Raw genomic sequence first — 15584 nt, 5'->3', positions numbered from 1 at the left:
CCTTTGTCATCGTGGGTGATGTTTCCAAGCGATGTTACTCACTTGCGACAAGACGGATTTGCGCTCTTGCACTATACATTTCCGGAGTCAGCGCAGCCAATTGGTTAAGGAACTCTATCTGGAAGCTGCCGGGACCGAGCCGGGCTGTCTTCTCGGCAGCCAGTTCGGCGGCCACGGAGTAGAATGCCAGTGCTTCGGCGGCGGCTTCCATCCAGGCGCCGCCGCTGACTGCCAGGAAAGCGCCGACTACTGCGCTCAGCAGGCAGCCAGTTCCGGTGACCTGAGTGAGCAGCGGGTGGCCGCCGCTCACCACATATACGGTGGTTCCGTCCGTGATGACATCTTCCTTGCCGGTAACAATAACGACGCAGCCAAGCTTAAGCGCCGCCTTCCGGGCGAGGGCGATCACATCGCCGTCGCCGGCACCGGCGTCAACGCCTTTGCTGGCCCAGCGCTCTCCGGCGACATTGGCCACTTCCGCGACGTTGCCGCGCAGTGCAGTGAGCTGCAGGGCATGCACCAGCTGATACGTAACATCGCTGCGATAAGGAGTCGCGCCTGCACCTACAGGGTCGAGCACCAGCGGCACCTTATGGTGGATCGCGCTTCGCCCGGCCAGCAGCATGGACTCAATTGCCGCATCATTCAGCGTGCCGATATTCAATACGACGGCACCGGCTATGGCTGCGACATCCTCCATCTCTTCACGGGCGTCAGCCATAAAGGGAGATGCTCCCAGCGCCAGCAGACCGTTGGCTGTAAAATTCGCCACCACGATGTTGGTGATATTGTGTACAAGCGGTTTTTCTTCACGCAGCTTTTGAATAAATGACATATCAATTCCTCCCGGTTATATAAAGTTGAAATTAGTCAGCGCGTCTGCATATGTAACCGTGTGTCTCGCACGTATCCCACATCTCCCGCGCCCGCGCATCCCGAATCCTACAAATTCACAAAAGCGTCCCCGCTGGCCACTTCGTTCTCCAGCAGGCCGCCCTGCTTCAGCCATTCGGCGACTTCCTGCCATACCGCTGCATCCTGGTAGCCGAAGGGCTGGTCGCCCGCGTCCATCAGGGGCAGCAGCAGCTCCAGGCTGCGCGCTTCAATGTCGCGCTCCAGCGGCGCGGTCTCGTCCTGCTGTGCCAGCAGCAGCTCCAGTGCGTCCTGCGGGTGCTCCGCCACGTATTGCTGGCCTTTGCGCGCCGCGCGCAGGAAGGCGCTGAACTCCTCCTGCGACTCCTGAAGTCCGGACTCGCCGGCGACCAGCACCAGCTCATAATAATCCGGCACCCCGTAGTCCGTAGGGTCGAAGGAGGTCACGGGTACGCCTTCTTTGGCCAGCAGCAGCGCTTCATGGTTGATGAAGCCGCCGATAATGCCGTCCACGCGCTTAGTGGTGATGGCCGGGATCAGATCCCAGCCGACATCGATCATGTCCAGTGAATCGGGATCTCCTCCGTCGTATTGGACCATGGCCTTCAGCATGGCCTCATACAAGGGGATGGAGGAGAAGCCGGCAGAGCGGCCGGCCAGCTCACCCGGCCGGGTGATCCCGCTGCTCTGCGGGACCAGCAGGTGGTTGAGCGGATGGCGAACAAGTGCCGCGATGGAGGTGACGGGGATTCCCTCCCCGCGGGCCATCAGCACCTGCGGCTGGTAGCTGAGCGCGAGATCGGCCTTGCCGGCGGCGACCAGCTTCAGCGCATCATTGCTGTCCGCCGGCATCTGGATCGTGACGTCGAGCCCCTCGTCGGCGAAATATCCCTCTTCGACGGCAGCATAGAGAAAGGAATGCACAGCATTGGGATACCAGTCGAGCATCACGGTCAGCGGACGGCGGTCAGTCTCCGCCTGGCTGCCGGAAACAGGCTCCGCAGCCGAATCAGTATCTTTCGCGCAGCCGCCCGCCACTAACAGCAGCAGCGCCAGACACAGCAGCGGAATCCGGCGGCCGGTCCTTCTGCGGTAATCCATAATCGTTGATTTCATGAGAGCAATCCTCTTTTCTTCAGAATGAGTCTTTCTGTTAAAGCAATGATCAGAAACAAGCCCATGCCCAGCAAGGCCAGCAGCAGAATGGCAGCGAACATCTCTGCGCTCTGCAGATTGCCGGCCATCCGCCGGCTGTAATAGCCGAGCCCTTTGCCGCCGCCGAGCCATTCCCCGATCGTCGCCCCGACCACGCAGTAGACAATGCAGAGCTTGAGCCCGGAGAAATAGGCGGGCAGCGCCATGGGGATTTGTGTCTTGAGCAGAAGCTGGCGGCGGCCGGCGCCGAGCGTAAGCAACAGCTCCCGGTACATATCCCCGCCGGAGCGCAGACCGTCGAAGGTCCCCACCACAACCGGAAAGAAGGAGGTCAGCAGGACGACCGCCAGCTTGCTCCACAGCGAGTAGCCGAACCACAGAATGAAGACCGGCGAGAGCGCGATCATCGGAATCGTCTGGCTGACGATCAGCAGCGGATAGAGGGCCTTTTCCAGCGGCCGGAACATATGCATCCCGGCGCCGAGCAAGGTCCCGCTCACCGCTGCCAGCGCGAAGCCCAGCAGCGCTTCGGTCAGCGTCGCGGGCAGATGCGTACCCAGCAGCAGCGGCGCATGCTCCCGGAGAGCTGCCCAGACCGCAGAGGGAGCCGGCAGTATATACCCCGGAACGCCTCCGATCCGGGCGGCCGTTTCCCAGCCGGCCAGGAGCAGCAGAAGCAGCAGAACGAACGGCCCGTAGCTGCGCATCCGGGCCTTAAACCAGGCTGAAATCTTCATGCAGAAGCCTCTCCAATTCCCGGCGCTGCGCCGCGAATTCCGGCTGATAGCTGAGATCGGCCGTACGCGGATGCGGCCAGGGAACGATATGCTCCCGCAGGGTCCCGCCGGACATGATGTAGATTCTGTCGCTGAGCAGTAGCGCCTCCTCCAGATCATGGGTGATGAGCAGGGCCGTCTTGTCGAGACCCCCCCACAGCTCCAGCAGCCAGCGGTGCAGCTCCCGCTTGGTGAGGGCATCGAGCGCCCCAAAGGGCTCATCCAGCAGCAGCAATGGTCTTCCGGCAGCCAAGGTGCGCAGCAGGGCAATGCGCTGGCGCATGCCGCCGGAGAGCTGGCGGGGATAGGACTGCTCCGTGCCGGAGAGGCCAAAGCGTGCCAGCAGCTCGCGGATTTGCGCCGCAGCCTGGGCTTTGCTGCGATCCTTGCGGAGCTCCCACGGCAGCAGGCAATTATCCAGCACCGTCCGCCAGGGCAGCAGCAGGTCCTGCTGCGGCATGTAGCCGACCCGGCCCAGCCGGGAACCGGCTCCTCCGGGGGGCTCGCCGTATATCGAGACCTCGCCGCCGGCCTGCTCCAGAAGGCCGGCAATAATCCTGAACAGCGTGCTCTTGCCGCAGCCGCTGGGGCCGACGACAGCAATGAATTCTCCGCCGCGGACAGACAGGGAGAGGTCCGCAAAGACAGGCCTCGCGCCGGGTTCGTACGAATAGGACAGTCCGGCAATAGACAACATAGCTATGAGGCTGCACCTCCTTATGTATTTCATGGATAACCGGGCTTCCCGGGGCCACGCCTGTTACCTGCAAGACGCGAAAAAACCCATCCATTTCCGGAGGAAACGAATGGGTTCTGAACGTTCAGGGCTGCATAGCGATAAGCATGATGCCAAAACGTCTGCTCCACTTCCCTCCGCTGGTATGATCCAGATCAGGTTCCAAGGGTCCGAAGCTCAAGCTTCGTCTCAGTCGGCCGACTCCCCTAGTGAAATAACAGGCTATTCAAGTTTGCAATTGCTAATTAATATACCATATTTTTCAGTCTTGTAAAGAGAGAGGAGAGCCGGCGCTTACCGCCTTTGCAAACATTATTGAGGCAGAAACGGCAAATTGGGGCAAGCTAACGGACAAGCATTGGACAGGATCGGCAAGCCTTGCGCCGGCTGTCATAACCATATCCGAAATGGAAGGAGCCCAATGGCATGAACAACAAATTTTTGCTAACCCTGCTGCTGCTTGTTCTTCTTGTACTTCCCGGCTGCGGCGGCAGCAATAACGGCAGCAATAACGGCAGCAACGCCGGAAGCACCGCAGCACCCGATACAGGCAATCAGGAAGCGTCCGGAAGCCTTGCCGCCGTCAAGACAGCCGGTAAGCTGCGGATCGGAACGGAGGGGACGTACGCCCCGTTCACCTATCATGATGCGGACGGCAAGCTGACCGGCTTCGATGTGGAGGTTGCCGCGGAGGTTGCCAAACGGCTGGGCGTGGAAGCGGAATTCGTGGAGGCGCAGTGGGACGGATTATTCGCGGGTATGGATGCCGGAAGATTTGATACGATTTTTAACGAAGTGTCGGTCACTGAAGAACGCCAGGCGAAATACGATTTCTCCGACCCGTATATCGTTTCCAAAGCGGTGCTGATCGTCGCCGAAGACAATGAGGACATCAGGAGCTTCGCCGATCTGAAGGGCAAGAAGGCAGGCCAGTCGCTGACCAGCAACCTGTCGGCAATCGCCCGCGAGAACGGCGCAGAGATCGTCAGTGTAGAAGGCTTCAATCAGGCCATTGACCTGCTGGTCTCGGGCAGAATCGATGCAACGGTGAACGACGGGCTGTCTTATCTGGATCTGAAAAAGCAAAAGCCGGATGTGAAAATCAAGCAGGTGGATGAGGAAGAGGGAGGCTCCCGCAGCGCAGGGGTATTCCCGAAAGGGAGTGACGATCTGGTGCAGGCGGTGAATGAAGCGCTGGCGGCGATGAAGGACGACGGAACCTATCTGCAAATCTCCGAGAAATATTTCGGAGCCGATGTCTCCAAATAAGCGGTGCAAAGGATGTCAGTGTGATGGATGAGCGCAAACTGCAAATACTTCAGGACTCGCTGCCGCCCTTGCTGGAGGCCGGGCTTCGTTATACCTTGCCGCTGGCCCTGCTTTCCTTTGCTCTGGGCCTGCTGCTGGCGGTCGCCACCGCCCTGATCCGGATATCGTCCTGGACGGTTCCCCGGCAGATTGCCCGGTTCTATGTCTGGGTCATCCGCGGAACACCGCTGCTGGTACAGCTGTTCATCATTTTTTATGGGCTGCCTGCCGCCGGTGTGGTGCTTGATCCGTTCATCGCCGCGCTTATCGGCTTCACTCTAAGCGTCGGCGCCTATTCGTCGGAGATTGTACGGGCGGCCATCCTCTCCATCCACAAGGGACAATGGGAGGCCGGCTATTCCATCGGAATGAACCGGTCCCAGGTACTAAGGCGGATCGTATTGCCCCAGGCCGTACGAGTCAGCGTGCCGCCGCTGAGCAATTCCTTCATCAGCCTGATCAAGGATACCTCACTCGCGGCCGGAATCACCTATGTGGAAATGTTCCGCACCGCCCAGCAGATTACCGCTGTTACTTACGAGCCTTTGCTGCTCTACAGTGAAGCCGCTGCTGTCTACCTGCTGTTCTGCTCGGTGCTGTCGGTGCTGCAACATGTGCTGGAGCGGCGGTTTGAACGTTATTCGGCCATCTAGGAGGGTGACCTGTGATTGAAGTCCGTGATTTGCATAAAGCCTTTGGTCCGCTGGAGGTGCTCAAAGGCATCAGTCTTTCCCTCGCCCAGGGCAAGGTGCTGGTAATTATCGGACCTTCGGGCTCCGGCAAAACCACGCTGCTGCGCTGCTTGAATCTGCTGGAGACTCCGGACAGGGGCAGCCTGGAGATTGCGGGCCAGCGTCTGGAGTTCAAGGAGGGCAGCGGGCTTGCGCCCAAAGCGGTGCGCGCACTTCGCCTGAAGACCGGCATGGTGTTCCAGTCCTTCAACCTGTTTCCCCACATGACTGTACTGCAGAATATCATGGAGGGGCCGGTGACGGTGCAGAGACGCAGCAGAGCGGAAGCGGCGTCCCAGGCCCGAGAGTTGCTCGGCAAAGTGGGCCTCGCCGATAAAGCGGATGCCTACCCGCATCAGCTCTCCGGCGGCCAGCAGCAGCGCGTCGCCATTGCCCGCGCCATGGCGACCGCACCGGAGGTGCTGCTCTTCGACGAGCCGACCTCGGCGCTTGATCCCGAACTTGTGGGCGACGTGCTGAAGGTTATCCGGCAGCTGGCCTTCGAGGGAATGACGATGGTGGTGGTCACCCATGAGATGGCCTTTGCCGCCGATGTGGCGGACCATCTCGTGCTCATGGACGGCGGAATCATCCTGGAGCAGGGGCCGCCGGACCGGGTGCTCGGACATGCGGCCCATCCGCGGGCGGTGCAGTTCCTGAGCCGGCTCCGCGGCGAGGAACACCAATAATAGGGCAAGGCAAACAAGCCGCCGGGAGAACGCCCCGGACGGCTTGTTTGCCTGCTTTAGACTTGCCTGTAATTTCGCTTAGATTCCTGCGGCAGTGTTTGCCTTGCTGTTCAGATACTCCAGAGCGTTATACAGCATGACGGCGGCTTCGGCCCGGGTCAGCTCGCTCTTCGGGTTAAACTTGCCGTTCTTGTCGAGTGTGTTGATTCCGTACTTCAGCGAGCGCTGGATCGTGCCTTGATACGACGGGTTAATCGTATCCTCATCGGCGATATCGGCCGGGACAATATTGATCATCGGCAGATTGCCTACCTTCTCAACACCTTGAATCAGCAGGCTGGTGAACAATTCCTTAGTCATTGGCTTGGCGGGATCAATGCTGGCGGGAATCTCAACATCATTGTAATGGGCATTCACGAAGGCTTCGGCATACCAGGCTGTATCTTTCACCTTGCTGAAGATTTCACTGGCCAGCGGCGCTTTATTGAAATCAATGGCTGCGAGGCTGAGCTGAAGGCCGCCTGAAATGAATTGCACGCCTTGAGCATTCGAGACGATGGAGCCGGGAAGGAACTGGGTATCGGAAATGCCTTTTATCAGTCCTTGCTCCTTCAGGGAGATGATTTTGTCCTTGCCCTCCACTTTGTCGATATCCTTGAACGTGCTTCCGGCGGCAAAAGCGGGTCCGCCCAGAGAGAAGGAGAGCAGCGATACGGTTGTGATCGCCGCGAAGGCGCTTTTTTTCATGTTCATCTGAAATCCACCTCTTGACTAGTGTTGGCCGTTTGGCTGTTATCAACACCTTAAACGCAGCAAAAAGTGGAAAGTTGCATCGCGGAGACTTTTTTGCGGAAAATAGGCCTCAGCGGCTACATGGTTTCCTGAAATAACAGGTTGCGTTAGGGATACTTGCTGAACCTGGTGCGAAACAGCAGCGCAACGCCCGATTCCTCCACAGTGACGGATTTCAGCCCACTGCCCTTTACCTGACTGCGGATCAATGCATTCACGCTTGCCTGGTCCTTACGGCGGATCGCATCCGCGAGCTTGGCGGCAAAACCGGCGTTCACCGCCAGCTTCCGGTATAACGGCGCTACAGCGGCCGCAATGCTGCGGTGGGCTTCTGTGCTGAAAGTAAACTGGACCATCCCTGGAGGAATCGTCGTCCCGTTCGTGTAGAAATAGACCGGAGCCTTGAACGGGAAGGACAGAAAATAACCGATGCCGTTCGTGCCGTAATTGTTCACTTGGGACAAGGCGGGAATGCTCTGGAGCAGCTTGCCCATCAGCGCGAGGTCTGCGGAAACGACGGCGGTTGTCCACTCTGCGGCAAAGCTGCGGTTTGCGGCGATTTTGCGGTAGAACGGGAGCATGGAGCCCGCCACCTTCTGCAGAACCGGTCCTGTCACCAGCCGCTTGGCGGCTTTAATTCGGTTTGTCGTCATCATTTTTAACTCTCCCTTATTATGGGGATAATGGTATTGGTGATAACAGAGTATGGGGGAAGGCCCAAAAGGGTATGGGCGGAGTATCGGTGCCGGGAGGCTTTTCAAGAGGCGGCTTATTTGCTATACTCAATTTATAATAATTCTAAACTAATATTAAATTTAAAAATACTTAAGCTTCAGAAAGGCAGGAGAACGCATGAACGCCATAGCGAAGATCAGCCAGCAGTTTGCGGCCCATAATTATAAGCTGACGCCCCAGCGGCAGGCCATCGTCAACTTGCTGCTTGCGAATGAGAACGAACATTTAAGTGTGGAAGAAGTATATATGCGGATTAAAGGCGGGTATCCCCATTTGGGTCTGGCGACCGTATACCGGACGCTGGAGCTGCTCTGTGAGCTGCATATTGTGGAGAAAATGAATTTCGGCGACGGAGTGGCCCGCTACGATTTGCGCGGCGACGAGCATGACCATATGCATCACCATCTGATCTGCAACAGCTGCGGCCGGCTGATGGAAATCAAGGACGACTGGCTGCTGGAGCTGGAGCAAAGGGTGGAACGCGAATACGGCTTCAAGGTGACCGACCACCGTCTCGACTTCAAGGGCACGTTCAACACCTGTTCCCGTAAAGGCTGCAAGGCCAGCCCCAAGAAACAGGAAATCTCTTGCGGAGCATAACTGACCCCCCGTTTCACGAAAGACCGGCAGACGCCGGTCTGTTTCGTGAGGGCTCCTGCACGGACAGTTTGCAGTACGGACTTTATTTAACTATTTTTGCCCCATGCCGGGTTTGTTTGAACATGCTACAATATATGAGTCAGCCAACCTGCGCTGATGAACCCAATACGAGGAGTGTGGCAAAATCATGGCACGAACGAGCAGCCAGAAGGCGCTGCGCAAAGCAGAACGCGCCGGGACCTGGAGTCCGATTATGATGCGAAGAGTCAACGAAGATTACGGAGCGATTTCCCAGCATGTCCGGGTTACGCCGAACAAACGGCAGCAGCTGAATAAGGTGAAACATAAGGAGCGGTTCTTCCACGAAGACGCTCCTTTTGCTTTGTCCGGACACGGCCTGAACAATCGTTAAAGCTGTTCCCGGCTGTAGATGCGGTACTGCTTGGGCGACATCCCGAAACGGCTGCGGAAGATGCGGTGAAAATACGTATAATTGGCAAATCCGCAGGTCTCCGACACATGCTCCAGCGGCATGGGACTGAAGGTAATGCGCTCCCGCGCCATTTCCAGTCTGACCTCATTGACATATTTCACAATACTGATGCCGAACGATTCCTTGAACAAATGCACCGCCCTGGATACGGAAATATCCACATGCGCAGCGACCTCTTCCAGACGCACCGGGTAAGCGGCATGCTCTTCCACGTACTGCTTCATGCGGTAAGCCAGATAACCCTTCGGAGAGACCGAAGGCTGATCGTTCATCAGCCGGTCAATTTCCAGACAGATAATCTGCAGATAACAAGCGGAGATTTCAGGGGACGAGTCGGACAACCGGCGGTGCTCCAGGACAAGCTGGCGGAAGAGACCGAGGAAATGCTCGTTCTGCGGCAGCTTCAGCAAGAACGGACGCTTCCGGCGGCTCCACCACTCCTCAATCCACGGTCCCCCGCAAAAAATATGATAGTCCCCGCTCTCCACCCGCGGCTTCCCGGCAGGATATTCTTCCTTCTCAATACTCAGATAATAAGGGTCGTACGGGGCGAATAGCATAAGATTGCCGGCCTCCACCGATGAGAGGGTGCCGTCCACCATCGTCCGGCTTTTGCCCTCCGACTGCAGGCGCAGCAGGTAATTCTGCACACCGTCGCTGCGCGACATGTGGAACGGCTTGCGGTGGAAAGAGAAGCCGGCTGTTAATACCTGGCAGACTGCGTGTTGTGTCATAGGACCTCCTGCTGGCGGAATAAATGATGACCAGATAGTTCATGTTTTAATCATATTATTCATTTTAATATATACGCTTTCATATTACCATAATTCTTAGCAAAAACAGTTATAAAGCGCCGGAGAGAGCTTCTGGGAGCCCCCTGAGACTTTGTTTCGAATGATGCTTGATGATTGGAGCCGTGGACGCGGGCTTGCTGTATTTTCCAAATGCAGCCCTTTTGTTCAGGTAATGAAGTGATAAATCTACATAGTCGGGAGTGAAGAAAGCATGCTGAAGATTGGTTTGCAGCTGTATACGCTGCGGGAAGAGCTGGAGCAGGATTTCGAAGGTACGCTGCGCAAGGTGGCAGAGCTGGGTTATGCCGGAGTCGAGTTTTATCATTATTTTGACCGCAGCCCGGCTGAGATTGCCGCGCTCCTCCAGGAGACCGGACTGGTGGCTCTGGGAGCGCACCGTCCTTATGATACCCTCCTGAACGAAACGGAGCAGGAAATCCGTTACAATCTGGAGATCGGCAACAGCAGGGTAATCGTGCCTTATCTTACGGAGGAGCAACGCAACTGGGAGCACGTCGCCGCTGATTTCCGCAAGATCGGTGAAGCCTGCAAGGCACAAGGCGCGACGCTGCTGTATCATAATCACGAATTTGAATTTACGGAGAAGAACGGGGAGCTGACCGTATTTGACTCTATCTTTGCTTCCGTCCCCGCTGACCTGCTGGAGGTTGAATTGGATACCTGCTGGGCTTATTACGGAGGCTATGATCCGGTGGAGTACATCCGCAATTATGCGGGACGCCTGCCGGTCATACATCTGAAGGATATGAAGAAACGCGAGGATGGCTCTGCGGAAACCGTGGTGCTCGGTGAAGGTGAAGTGCCGCTTCACGCTATCATTGAAGCTGCGGCCGCTGCCGGTGTGGAATGGGCAGTCGTCGAGCAGGATTTCTGCAGCCGCCCGCCGCTGGAAAGTGTCGCTGACAGTATGAAATGGATACAAACCTATGCCGCTCAAGGAGGAAAAGTTCATGTCTAACAAACTTAAAATTGCAATTATCGGCTGCGGAGGGATCGCCAACGGCAAGCATATGCCGAGCCTTTCCCGCCAGAGTGATGCTGAAATGGTCGCTTTCTGCGATATTGTTCAGGAACGGGCGCAGCAGGCCGCAGAAACCTACGGCGCTGAAGGAGCCGCTGTTTATACCGATTATAAGGAGCTGCTTGCCGCTGGCGGGTTTGATATCGTACATGTGTGTACCCCGAACGACAGCCACTCCGAAATTACGGTAGCTGCGCTTGAAGCCGGCAACCATGTGCTCTGCGAGAAGCCGATGGCCAAGACAACTGCCCAGGCCCGGGAAATGCTGGAAGCGGCGAAGCGCACCGGCAAGAAGCTGTCCATCGCCTACCAGAACCGGTTCCGTGACGACAGCCTGTACTTGAAGGGAATGTGCGAAGCCGGTGAGCTTGGCGACATCTATTACGGCAAGGCCATTGCCCTGCGGCGCCGCGCTGTTCCGACCTGGGGCGTATTCCTGGACGAAGAGAAGCAGGGCGGCGGCCCGCTGATCGACATTGGCACCCATGCCCTTGACCTGACCCTGTGGCTGATGGATAACTACAAGCCGCGCATGGTCGTCGGCTCTACCTTCCACAAGCTGGGCCAGCGCAAGAATGCGGCCAACGCCTTCGGCTCGTGGGACCCTGAGCAGTTCAAGGTCGAAGACTCCGCATTCGGGTTCATTACCATGGAGAATGGTGCGACCATTGCCCTGGAATCGAGCTGGGCGCTGAATGTATCCGAATTCGGCGAGGCAAAGACGCTGCTGGCGGGAACCGAAGGCGGCGCAGATATGAAGGACGGGCTGCGGATCAACGGCGAGAAGTCCGGCAAGCTGTTCGAGACCAAAGTCGATATGGACGCCGGCGGGGTAGCCTTCTATGACGGCAAAGCCGAGACCGACGCTGACCGTGAGGCGCGCATGTGGCTGGAGGCGGTCAGAGAGGATAAAGAGCCGCTGGTGAAGCCGGAGCAGGCGCTTGTAGTCACCCAGATCCTTGAGGCTATTTATGAATCCGCACGCACAGGCCGCGCCGTCTATTTCGACGGAAGCGCGGACGCGTAATAACAGGAGTGAAGACAGCATGAGTTCAACGAAGCATTCCGTAGTCATCGTCGGCTACGGTGGGATGGGAAGCTACCACACGCAATTAATCAAAGACTGCGGCCGTCTGGAAGTCACCGGTGTATACGATCTGCTTGGAGAGCGCAGTGCTGCTGCCGTTGAAGCAGGCTACACCGCTTATGCCAGCTATGCCGGCGTCCTGGCCGATCCGGCGGTGGAGACGGTGCTGATCGCAACGCCCAACGATGTGCATAAGGATATTGCCATTGCGGCGTTCCGCGCGGGCAAGCATGTCATCTGCGAGAAGCCGGTCGCAATGTCGGCGGATGAATTCAGGGAGATGACTGCTGAAGCCGAAAAGGCCGGACGGGTACTGATGGTTCATCAGAACAGACGCTGGGATGAAGATTTCCGTATCGTCAAGGCAATGTACGATAAGGAGACCATCGGCTCTCTGTTCCGCATCGAATCCCGCGTGCACGGGGCCAATGGAATACCGGGCGACTGGCGGCATATCAAGGCCCAGGGCGGCGGCATGCTGCTGGATTGGGGCGTGCATCTGCTCGATCAGCTGCTGTTCATGATTGACAGTCCGGTGGTCAGCGTAAGCGCCAACCTCAGCTTCATTCTCGGCAATGAGGTCGATGACGGGTTCGAAGCCGTTCTGCAATTCGGCAATGGTGTTCAGGCGGTTGTTGAAGTGGGTACGACCAACTTCATTACGCTCCCGCGCTGGTACGTCAAGGGGCTTGAGGGAACTGCGGTGATTGAAGACTGGTCGCTCACCGGCCGGATCGTCACCCGCAACAATGACAGCGTGAAACGGGAGCCGACTCCGATCCGTGCAGGCGTAGGCCTGACGAAGACGATGGCTCCTCCTTCGGAGGGCGCTACGATCACCGAAGCGCTGCCGCCGGCTGCTGAACTGCCTGCAAGCTTCTATGACAACTACGTCGATGTGCTCGAAGGCAAAGCGGAGCCCATTGTCAACAATGAACAGGTGCTGCGGGTGCAGAACCTGATCGAGGCGATCTTCACCGCAGCCGAGAGCCAGCAGACACTCAAGAACTTCGATATCTATACACCGGAATATAACTTTATCTAATAGACGGGGAGAGACGACAGACAATGAAACTGGGAGTATTTATGGTGCTGTTCGGCGGCCGCAAGCTGGAGGATGCGCTGGACTATGTAGCTTCAAAAGGACTGAAGGCCGTCGAGATCGGCACCGGCGGAAATCCGGGCAATGCCCACTGCAACCCGGCACTGCTGCTGGAGAATGAAACGGCACTGAACGAGTTCAAGCATGCCGTAGAATCGCGCGGGCTGATGATCAGCGCACTGAGCTGCCACGGCAATCCGCTGCACCCGCAGGCTGATCTGGCCCGCAAGGATCATGAGGATTTCGTGAATTCCGTCAAATTGGCTCAGAAGCTGGGAGTTCAGGTCGTCAACACCTTCTCCGGCTGTCCGGGCGACCATGAGGGCGCAAAGTATCCGAACTGGCCGGTAGCTCCATGGCCGAACGACTTCAAGGAAATTCTCGATTGGCAGTGGGAGAACAAGGTGATCCCTTACTGGACCGAGATGGGCAAATTCGCTGCTGATCACGGCGTGAAGATCGGCCTGGAGCTGCACGGCGGATTCTCGGTGCATACTCCCGCTACACTGCTGCGTCTGCGTGAAGCAGCGGGTGAAGCGATCGGAGCCAATCTCGACCCGAGCCATATGTGGTGGCAGGGCATCGATCCGGTACAGGCCATTCATATTCTTGGCCGCCAGAATGCGATTCACCATTTCCATGCCAAGGATACCGTCATCGATCCCGTGAACGTGAACATGCACGGCTTGACCGACATGCAGCCGTACACCAAGATGCTCGACCGGGCCTGGCAGTTCCGTTCGGTGGGCTACGGACATGATGTCAAGGTATGGGCGGATATCATGAGCGCGCTGCGTCTGGTCGGTTACGACTATGTGGTCAGCATTGAGCATGAGGATGGACTGATGTCTGTTGAAGAGGGCTTCTCGAAGGCTGTCGACAATCTGCGCCAGGTGCTGATCGAAGAGCCGCTGAGCGAGATGTGGTGGGTCTAAGCTAGGTCCGGTTACTGCGGCGAAAGGCCGGCGCTCCACAGGAGCTGCCGGTCTTCTTGCTGTTAATCTTTAACATCTTAATATTGCTTGTTCAGGTATAATTTAACCGTATACTACAACGGACAAGAGGTGGGGAACATCGAAAGCGCAACGAAGCACAAGCTGAGCGCAGAACAGCAGGATAGGCTGGTAGCGTCTATATTCGGCCCGGATATCGCCATTGCTGGCAGGAGGGAGCTGACCGGCGGATATTTCAATTCGGCTTATGAGCTGGTGCTGTCGGACGGCACCTGCACGATTCTGAAGGTGGCGCCTTTGGCTGAGGCGGAAATCTTGAGCTACGAGCACGATATTATGGCTGCGGAGGTCCAGGCCCTCCAGCTGATGCAGGCAGCCGGAACCGTTCCGGTACCGCGTGTATATGGATATGATGGCAGCCGGAGCCTGATTTTCGGAGACTATTTCTTTATGGAGAGAATCGCGGGCGAACCCTACAGCGATATCAAAGAACAGCTTCCGCCAGAAACCCGCGCGGCAGTGGAAGAGGAGCTTGGCCGGTATAACCGGCTCATCAATGAAGTCCGCGGAGAACGGTTTGGCTTGTTCCGGGCAGCCCGGCATCCGCTGGACGGCAGCTGGCGCGAGACCTTTGGCGCCATCCTCTTCCGTCTGCTGGAGGACGGGGAGCGGCTGTGGGCGGAGCTGCCGGTTCCGGCAGAGCGGCTCAGGACGGAGATTCACAAGCTGCTGCCCGCGCTGGAAGCGGTGAAGGAGCCGAGGCTGGTACACTGGGACCTCTGGAACGGCAATGTGTTCGTCAAGGACGGCGTTATCACGGGCTTGATCGACTGGGAGCGGGCCCTCTGGGGCGATCCGCTGCTGGAGTATTATTTTCGCTATGTGGAGGACAACAAGCATTTTCTGCGCGGCTATGGAGAGGAGTTTGTCAGCCCGAACGAACAGGCGCGGATCAAGCTGTATGATCTATACCTCGACCTGATCTTCTTCATTGAGGGCTATTCCCGCAAGTATGGCGAAGAGCACCGGAAGTGGGCGGGCGGTAATCTGCTGGAGGGCTGGAAGAGATGCACCGGCAGCGAATACAGCCCTGAGCGGCCCGGCGGCCCGGCAAGTGGTTGCGGGAGGGACGTCGAGTGCTGAGCATGCTGAATGCACATGTTGACCTGATTAGCCTGTTCTGGCTGCTGCCCGTATGCTTCATGTTTCACGACTTCGAAGAGATACTTACTATAGAAAGCTGGGGGAACAAGCATTCCGGGGAAACGGCCGACAGGCTGCCGGAGAAGCTGAGGAACCAATACCTAGGCACGCTGCAGATGACCACACGCAATTTTGCTATGGATGTTCTATTTGTGTATATGCTGATCGTATCGGTTACTGTGCTGGCCGTGTTCTTTTCCTTCTATCTGCTGTTTCTGAGTGTCCTGGCGCTGTTCCTGCTGCATGTATTTACTCATTTGGGACAAAGTATACTATTGCGGTTGTATACACCCGGTGTGATTACAGCGGTGCTGATCGCCTTGCCTTATTCGTTATATGCTTTTTACCGCCTGCTGCTTGACGGTATTGTGGACGGTAAGGACATCGGACTGGCGCTGCTTCTGCTGCTTGTACTGGTGCCCCCGGCCGTCCTGCTGCTGCTCCGGAGCCGAAAGCGCCGTCACCTGTCTGAAAAAGATTCCGCCATGTCAGCTTTGTTTTCAGAAAAGCCTTGA

At 57.2% G+C, this 15584-nt stretch carries 18 protein-coding genes and 1 riboswitch; of the genes, 11 read left to right on the top strand and 7 right to left on the bottom strand.

What is annotated here, in order from left to right:
* Nucleotides 1-34 precede the first annotated feature (34 nt).
* From thiM to F1379_RS08370, 4 genes are all read right to left on the bottom strand, one after another.
* Entirely contained in the window at nucleotides 35-835 is an 801-nt protein-coding gene (thiM, locus tag F1379_RS08385; RefSeq protein WP_150268408.1) for a hydroxyethylthiazole kinase, read from the bottom strand.
* A 107-nt stretch (nucleotides 836-942) separates the two neighbouring features.
* Nucleotides 943-1989 carry an ABC transporter substrate-binding protein gene (locus F1379_RS08380; protein WP_150268406.1) on the bottom strand — a complete coding sequence of 349 codons (1047 nt, stop codon included), beginning with the start codon at nucleotides 1987-1989 and terminating at the stop codon, nucleotides 943-945.
* Nucleotides 1986-2765, bottom strand: a complete 780-nt coding sequence (locus F1379_RS08375; protein WP_150268403.1) for an ABC transporter permease — start codon at nucleotides 2763-2765, stop codon at nucleotides 1986-1988. Before F1379_RS08375 ends, F1379_RS08380 begins: the two co-directional genes overlap by 4 nt.
* Entirely contained in the window at nucleotides 2743-3501 is a 759-nt protein-coding gene (locus F1379_RS08370; protein ID WP_150268401.1) for an ABC transporter ATP-binding protein, read from the bottom strand. The genes F1379_RS08375 and F1379_RS08370 overlap by 23 nt, the downstream gene beginning before the upstream one ends.
* Before the next feature lie 154 nt (nucleotides 3502-3655).
* A riboswitch (TPP riboswitch) is annotated at nucleotides 3656-3758 on the bottom strand.
* A gap of 208 nt (nucleotides 3759-3966) precedes the next feature.
* Here F1379_RS08370 and F1379_RS08365 point away from each other — a divergent pair.
* The 3 genes from F1379_RS08365 to F1379_RS08355 are packed head-to-tail and all read left to right on the top strand — an operon-like array spanning nucleotide 3967 to nucleotide 6268.
* Nucleotides 3967-4809, top strand: coding sequence for an amino acid ABC transporter substrate-binding protein (locus F1379_RS08365; protein ID WP_150268398.1), 843 nt, complete (start codon nucleotides 3967-3969; stop codon nucleotides 4807-4809).
* A 23-nt stretch (nucleotides 4810-4832) separates the two neighbouring features.
* Nucleotides 4833-5501 carry an amino acid ABC transporter permease gene (locus F1379_RS08360; protein ID WP_150268396.1) on the top strand — a complete coding sequence of 223 codons (669 nt, stop codon included), beginning with the start codon at nucleotides 4833-4835 and terminating at the stop codon, nucleotides 5499-5501.
* 11 nt (nucleotides 5502-5512) lie between these two features.
* Complete coding sequence (locus F1379_RS08355) at nucleotides 5513-6268, top strand: amino acid ABC transporter ATP-binding protein (RefSeq protein ID WP_150268394.1); 756 nt, start codon at nucleotides 5513-5515, stop codon at nucleotides 6266-6268.
* 78 nt (nucleotides 6269-6346) lie between these two features.
* Here the strand turns inward: F1379_RS08355 and F1379_RS08350 are convergent, their stop codons facing one another.
* Nucleotides 6347-7021, bottom strand: a complete 675-nt coding sequence (locus tag F1379_RS08350) for an S-layer homology domain-containing protein (RefSeq protein WP_150268392.1) — start codon at nucleotides 7019-7021, stop codon at nucleotides 6347-6349.
* Nucleotides 7022-7167: 146 nt separating this feature from the next.
* On the bottom strand, nucleotides 7168-7716 hold the full coding sequence (locus F1379_RS08345) for a hypothetical protein (protein ID WP_239004600.1): 549 nt from the start codon (nucleotides 7714-7716) through the stop codon (nucleotides 7168-7170).
* A 196-nt stretch (nucleotides 7717-7912) separates the two neighbouring features.
* On the opposite strand from F1379_RS08345, the gene F1379_RS08340 reads away from it, so the two are divergent.
* Both F1379_RS08340 and F1379_RS08335 read left to right on the top strand, forming a co-directional pair.
* The gene (locus F1379_RS08340) at nucleotides 7913-8395 is read left to right on the top strand and encodes a Fur family transcriptional regulator (protein WP_150268387.1); all 483 of its coding nucleotides are present in this window, start codon (nucleotides 7913-7915) and stop codon (nucleotides 8393-8395) included.
* A gap of 187 nt (nucleotides 8396-8582) precedes the next feature.
* Nucleotides 8583-8807 (top strand): hypothetical protein, encoded by a 225-nt coding sequence (locus tag F1379_RS08335; protein WP_150268385.1) that lies wholly within the window; start codon nucleotides 8583-8585, stop codon nucleotides 8805-8807.
* Here F1379_RS08335 and F1379_RS08330 read toward each other — a convergent pair.
* Nucleotides 8804-9622, bottom strand: coding sequence for an AraC family transcriptional regulator (locus tag F1379_RS08330; protein ID WP_150268383.1), 819 nt, complete (start codon nucleotides 9620-9622; stop codon nucleotides 8804-8806). The genes F1379_RS08335 and F1379_RS08330 overlap by 4 nt on opposite strands.
* A 271-nt stretch (nucleotides 9623-9893) precedes the next feature.
* On the opposite strand from F1379_RS08330, the gene F1379_RS08325 reads away from it, so the two are divergent.
* The 6 genes from F1379_RS08325 to F1379_RS08300 all read left to right on the top strand — a co-directional run bounded on the left by F1379_RS08325 (nucleotide 9894) and on the right by F1379_RS08300 (nucleotide 15584).
* Complete coding sequence (locus F1379_RS08325; RefSeq protein WP_150268381.1) at nucleotides 9894-10661, top strand: sugar phosphate isomerase/epimerase family protein; 768 nt, start codon at nucleotides 9894-9896, stop codon at nucleotides 10659-10661.
* Nucleotides 10654-11751: a Gfo/Idh/MocA family protein gene (locus tag F1379_RS08320; RefSeq protein ID WP_150268379.1), complete on the top strand. Its 1098-nt coding sequence runs from the start codon at nucleotides 10654-10656 to the stop codon at nucleotides 11749-11751. Before F1379_RS08325 ends, F1379_RS08320 begins: the two co-directional genes overlap by 8 nt.
* Before the next feature lie 19 nt (nucleotides 11752-11770).
* On the top strand, nucleotides 11771-12856 hold the full coding sequence (locus F1379_RS08315; RefSeq protein WP_150268377.1) for a Gfo/Idh/MocA family oxidoreductase: 1086 nt from the start codon (nucleotides 11771-11773) through the stop codon (nucleotides 12854-12856).
* 23 nt (nucleotides 12857-12879) lie between these two features.
* On the top strand, nucleotides 12880-13848 hold the full coding sequence (locus F1379_RS08310; protein ID WP_150268375.1) for a sugar phosphate isomerase/epimerase family protein: 969 nt from the start codon (nucleotides 12880-12882) through the stop codon (nucleotides 13846-13848).
* A gap of 129 nt (nucleotides 13849-13977) precedes the next feature.
* Entirely contained in the window at nucleotides 13978-15009 is a 1032-nt protein-coding gene (locus F1379_RS08305) for a phosphotransferase family protein (RefSeq protein ID WP_239004599.1), read from the top strand.
* Between the two features lie 2 nt (nucleotides 15010-15011).
* Nucleotides 15012-15584, top strand: a complete 573-nt coding sequence (locus tag F1379_RS08300) for an HXXEE domain-containing protein (RefSeq protein ID WP_150268792.1) — start codon at nucleotides 15012-15014, stop codon at nucleotides 15582-15584.

This window comes from Paenibacillus tepidiphilus, from assembly GCF_008635795.1.
Taxonomy (GTDB): domain Bacteria; phylum Bacillota; class Bacilli; order Paenibacillales; family Paenibacillaceae; genus Paenibacillus_AQ; species Paenibacillus_AQ tepidiphilus.
The sequence above is the reverse complement of the archived record's forward strand: the minus strand, read 5'-3'. Positions and strand labels throughout refer to the sequence as shown.

Coding starts and splice junctions, on each gene's coding strand:
- F1379_RS08360 (WP_150268396.1), top strand. CDS start 4,833: ATGGATGAGCGCAAACTGCAAATACTTCAGGACTCGCTGCCGCCCTTG.
- F1379_RS08345 (WP_239004600.1), bottom strand. CDS start 7,716: ATGATGACGACAAACCGAATTAAAGCCGCCAAGCGGCTGGTGACAGGA.
- F1379_RS08300 (WP_150268792.1), top strand. CDS start 15,012: ATGCTGAATGCACATGTTGACCTGATTAGCCTGTTCTGGCTGCTGCCC.
- F1379_RS08380 (WP_150268406.1), bottom strand. CDS start 1,989: ATGAAATCAACGATTATGGATTACCGCAGAAGGACCGGCCGCCGGATT.
- F1379_RS08325 (WP_150268381.1), top strand. CDS start 9,894: ATGCTGAAGATTGGTTTGCAGCTGTATACGCTGCGGGAAGAGCTGGAG.
- F1379_RS08375 (WP_150268403.1), bottom strand. CDS start 2,765: ATGAAGATTTCAGCCTGGTTTAAGGCCCGGATGCGCAGCTACGGGCCG.
- F1379_RS08340 (WP_150268387.1), top strand. CDS start 7,913: ATGAACGCCATAGCGAAGATCAGCCAGCAGTTTGCGGCCCATAATTAT.
- F1379_RS08320 (WP_150268379.1), top strand. CDS start 10,654: ATGTCTAACAAACTTAAAATTGCAATTATCGGCTGCGGAGGGATCGCC.
- thiM (WP_150268408.1), bottom strand. CDS start 835: ATGTCATTTATTCAAAAGCTGCGTGAAGAAAAACCGCTTGTACACAAT.
- F1379_RS08315 (WP_150268377.1), top strand. CDS start 11,771: ATGAGTTCAACGAAGCATTCCGTAGTCATCGTCGGCTACGGTGGGATG.
- F1379_RS08310 (WP_150268375.1), top strand. CDS start 12,880: ATGAAACTGGGAGTATTTATGGTGCTGTTCGGCGGCCGCAAGCTGGAG.
- F1379_RS08335 (WP_150268385.1), top strand. CDS start 8,583: ATGGCACGAACGAGCAGCCAGAAGGCGCTGCGCAAAGCAGAACGCGCC.
- F1379_RS08370 (WP_150268401.1), bottom strand. CDS start 3,501: ATGTTGTCTATTGCCGGACTGTCCTATTCGTACGAACCCGGCGCGAGG.
- F1379_RS08365 (WP_150268398.1), top strand. CDS start 3,967: ATGAACAACAAATTTTTGCTAACCCTGCTGCTGCTTGTTCTTCTTGTA.
- F1379_RS08330 (WP_150268383.1), bottom strand. CDS start 9,622: ATGACACAACACGCAGTCTGCCAGGTATTAACAGCCGGCTTCTCTTTC.
- F1379_RS08350 (WP_150268392.1), bottom strand. CDS start 7,021: ATGAACATGAAAAAAAGCGCCTTCGCGGCGATCACAACCGTATCGCTG.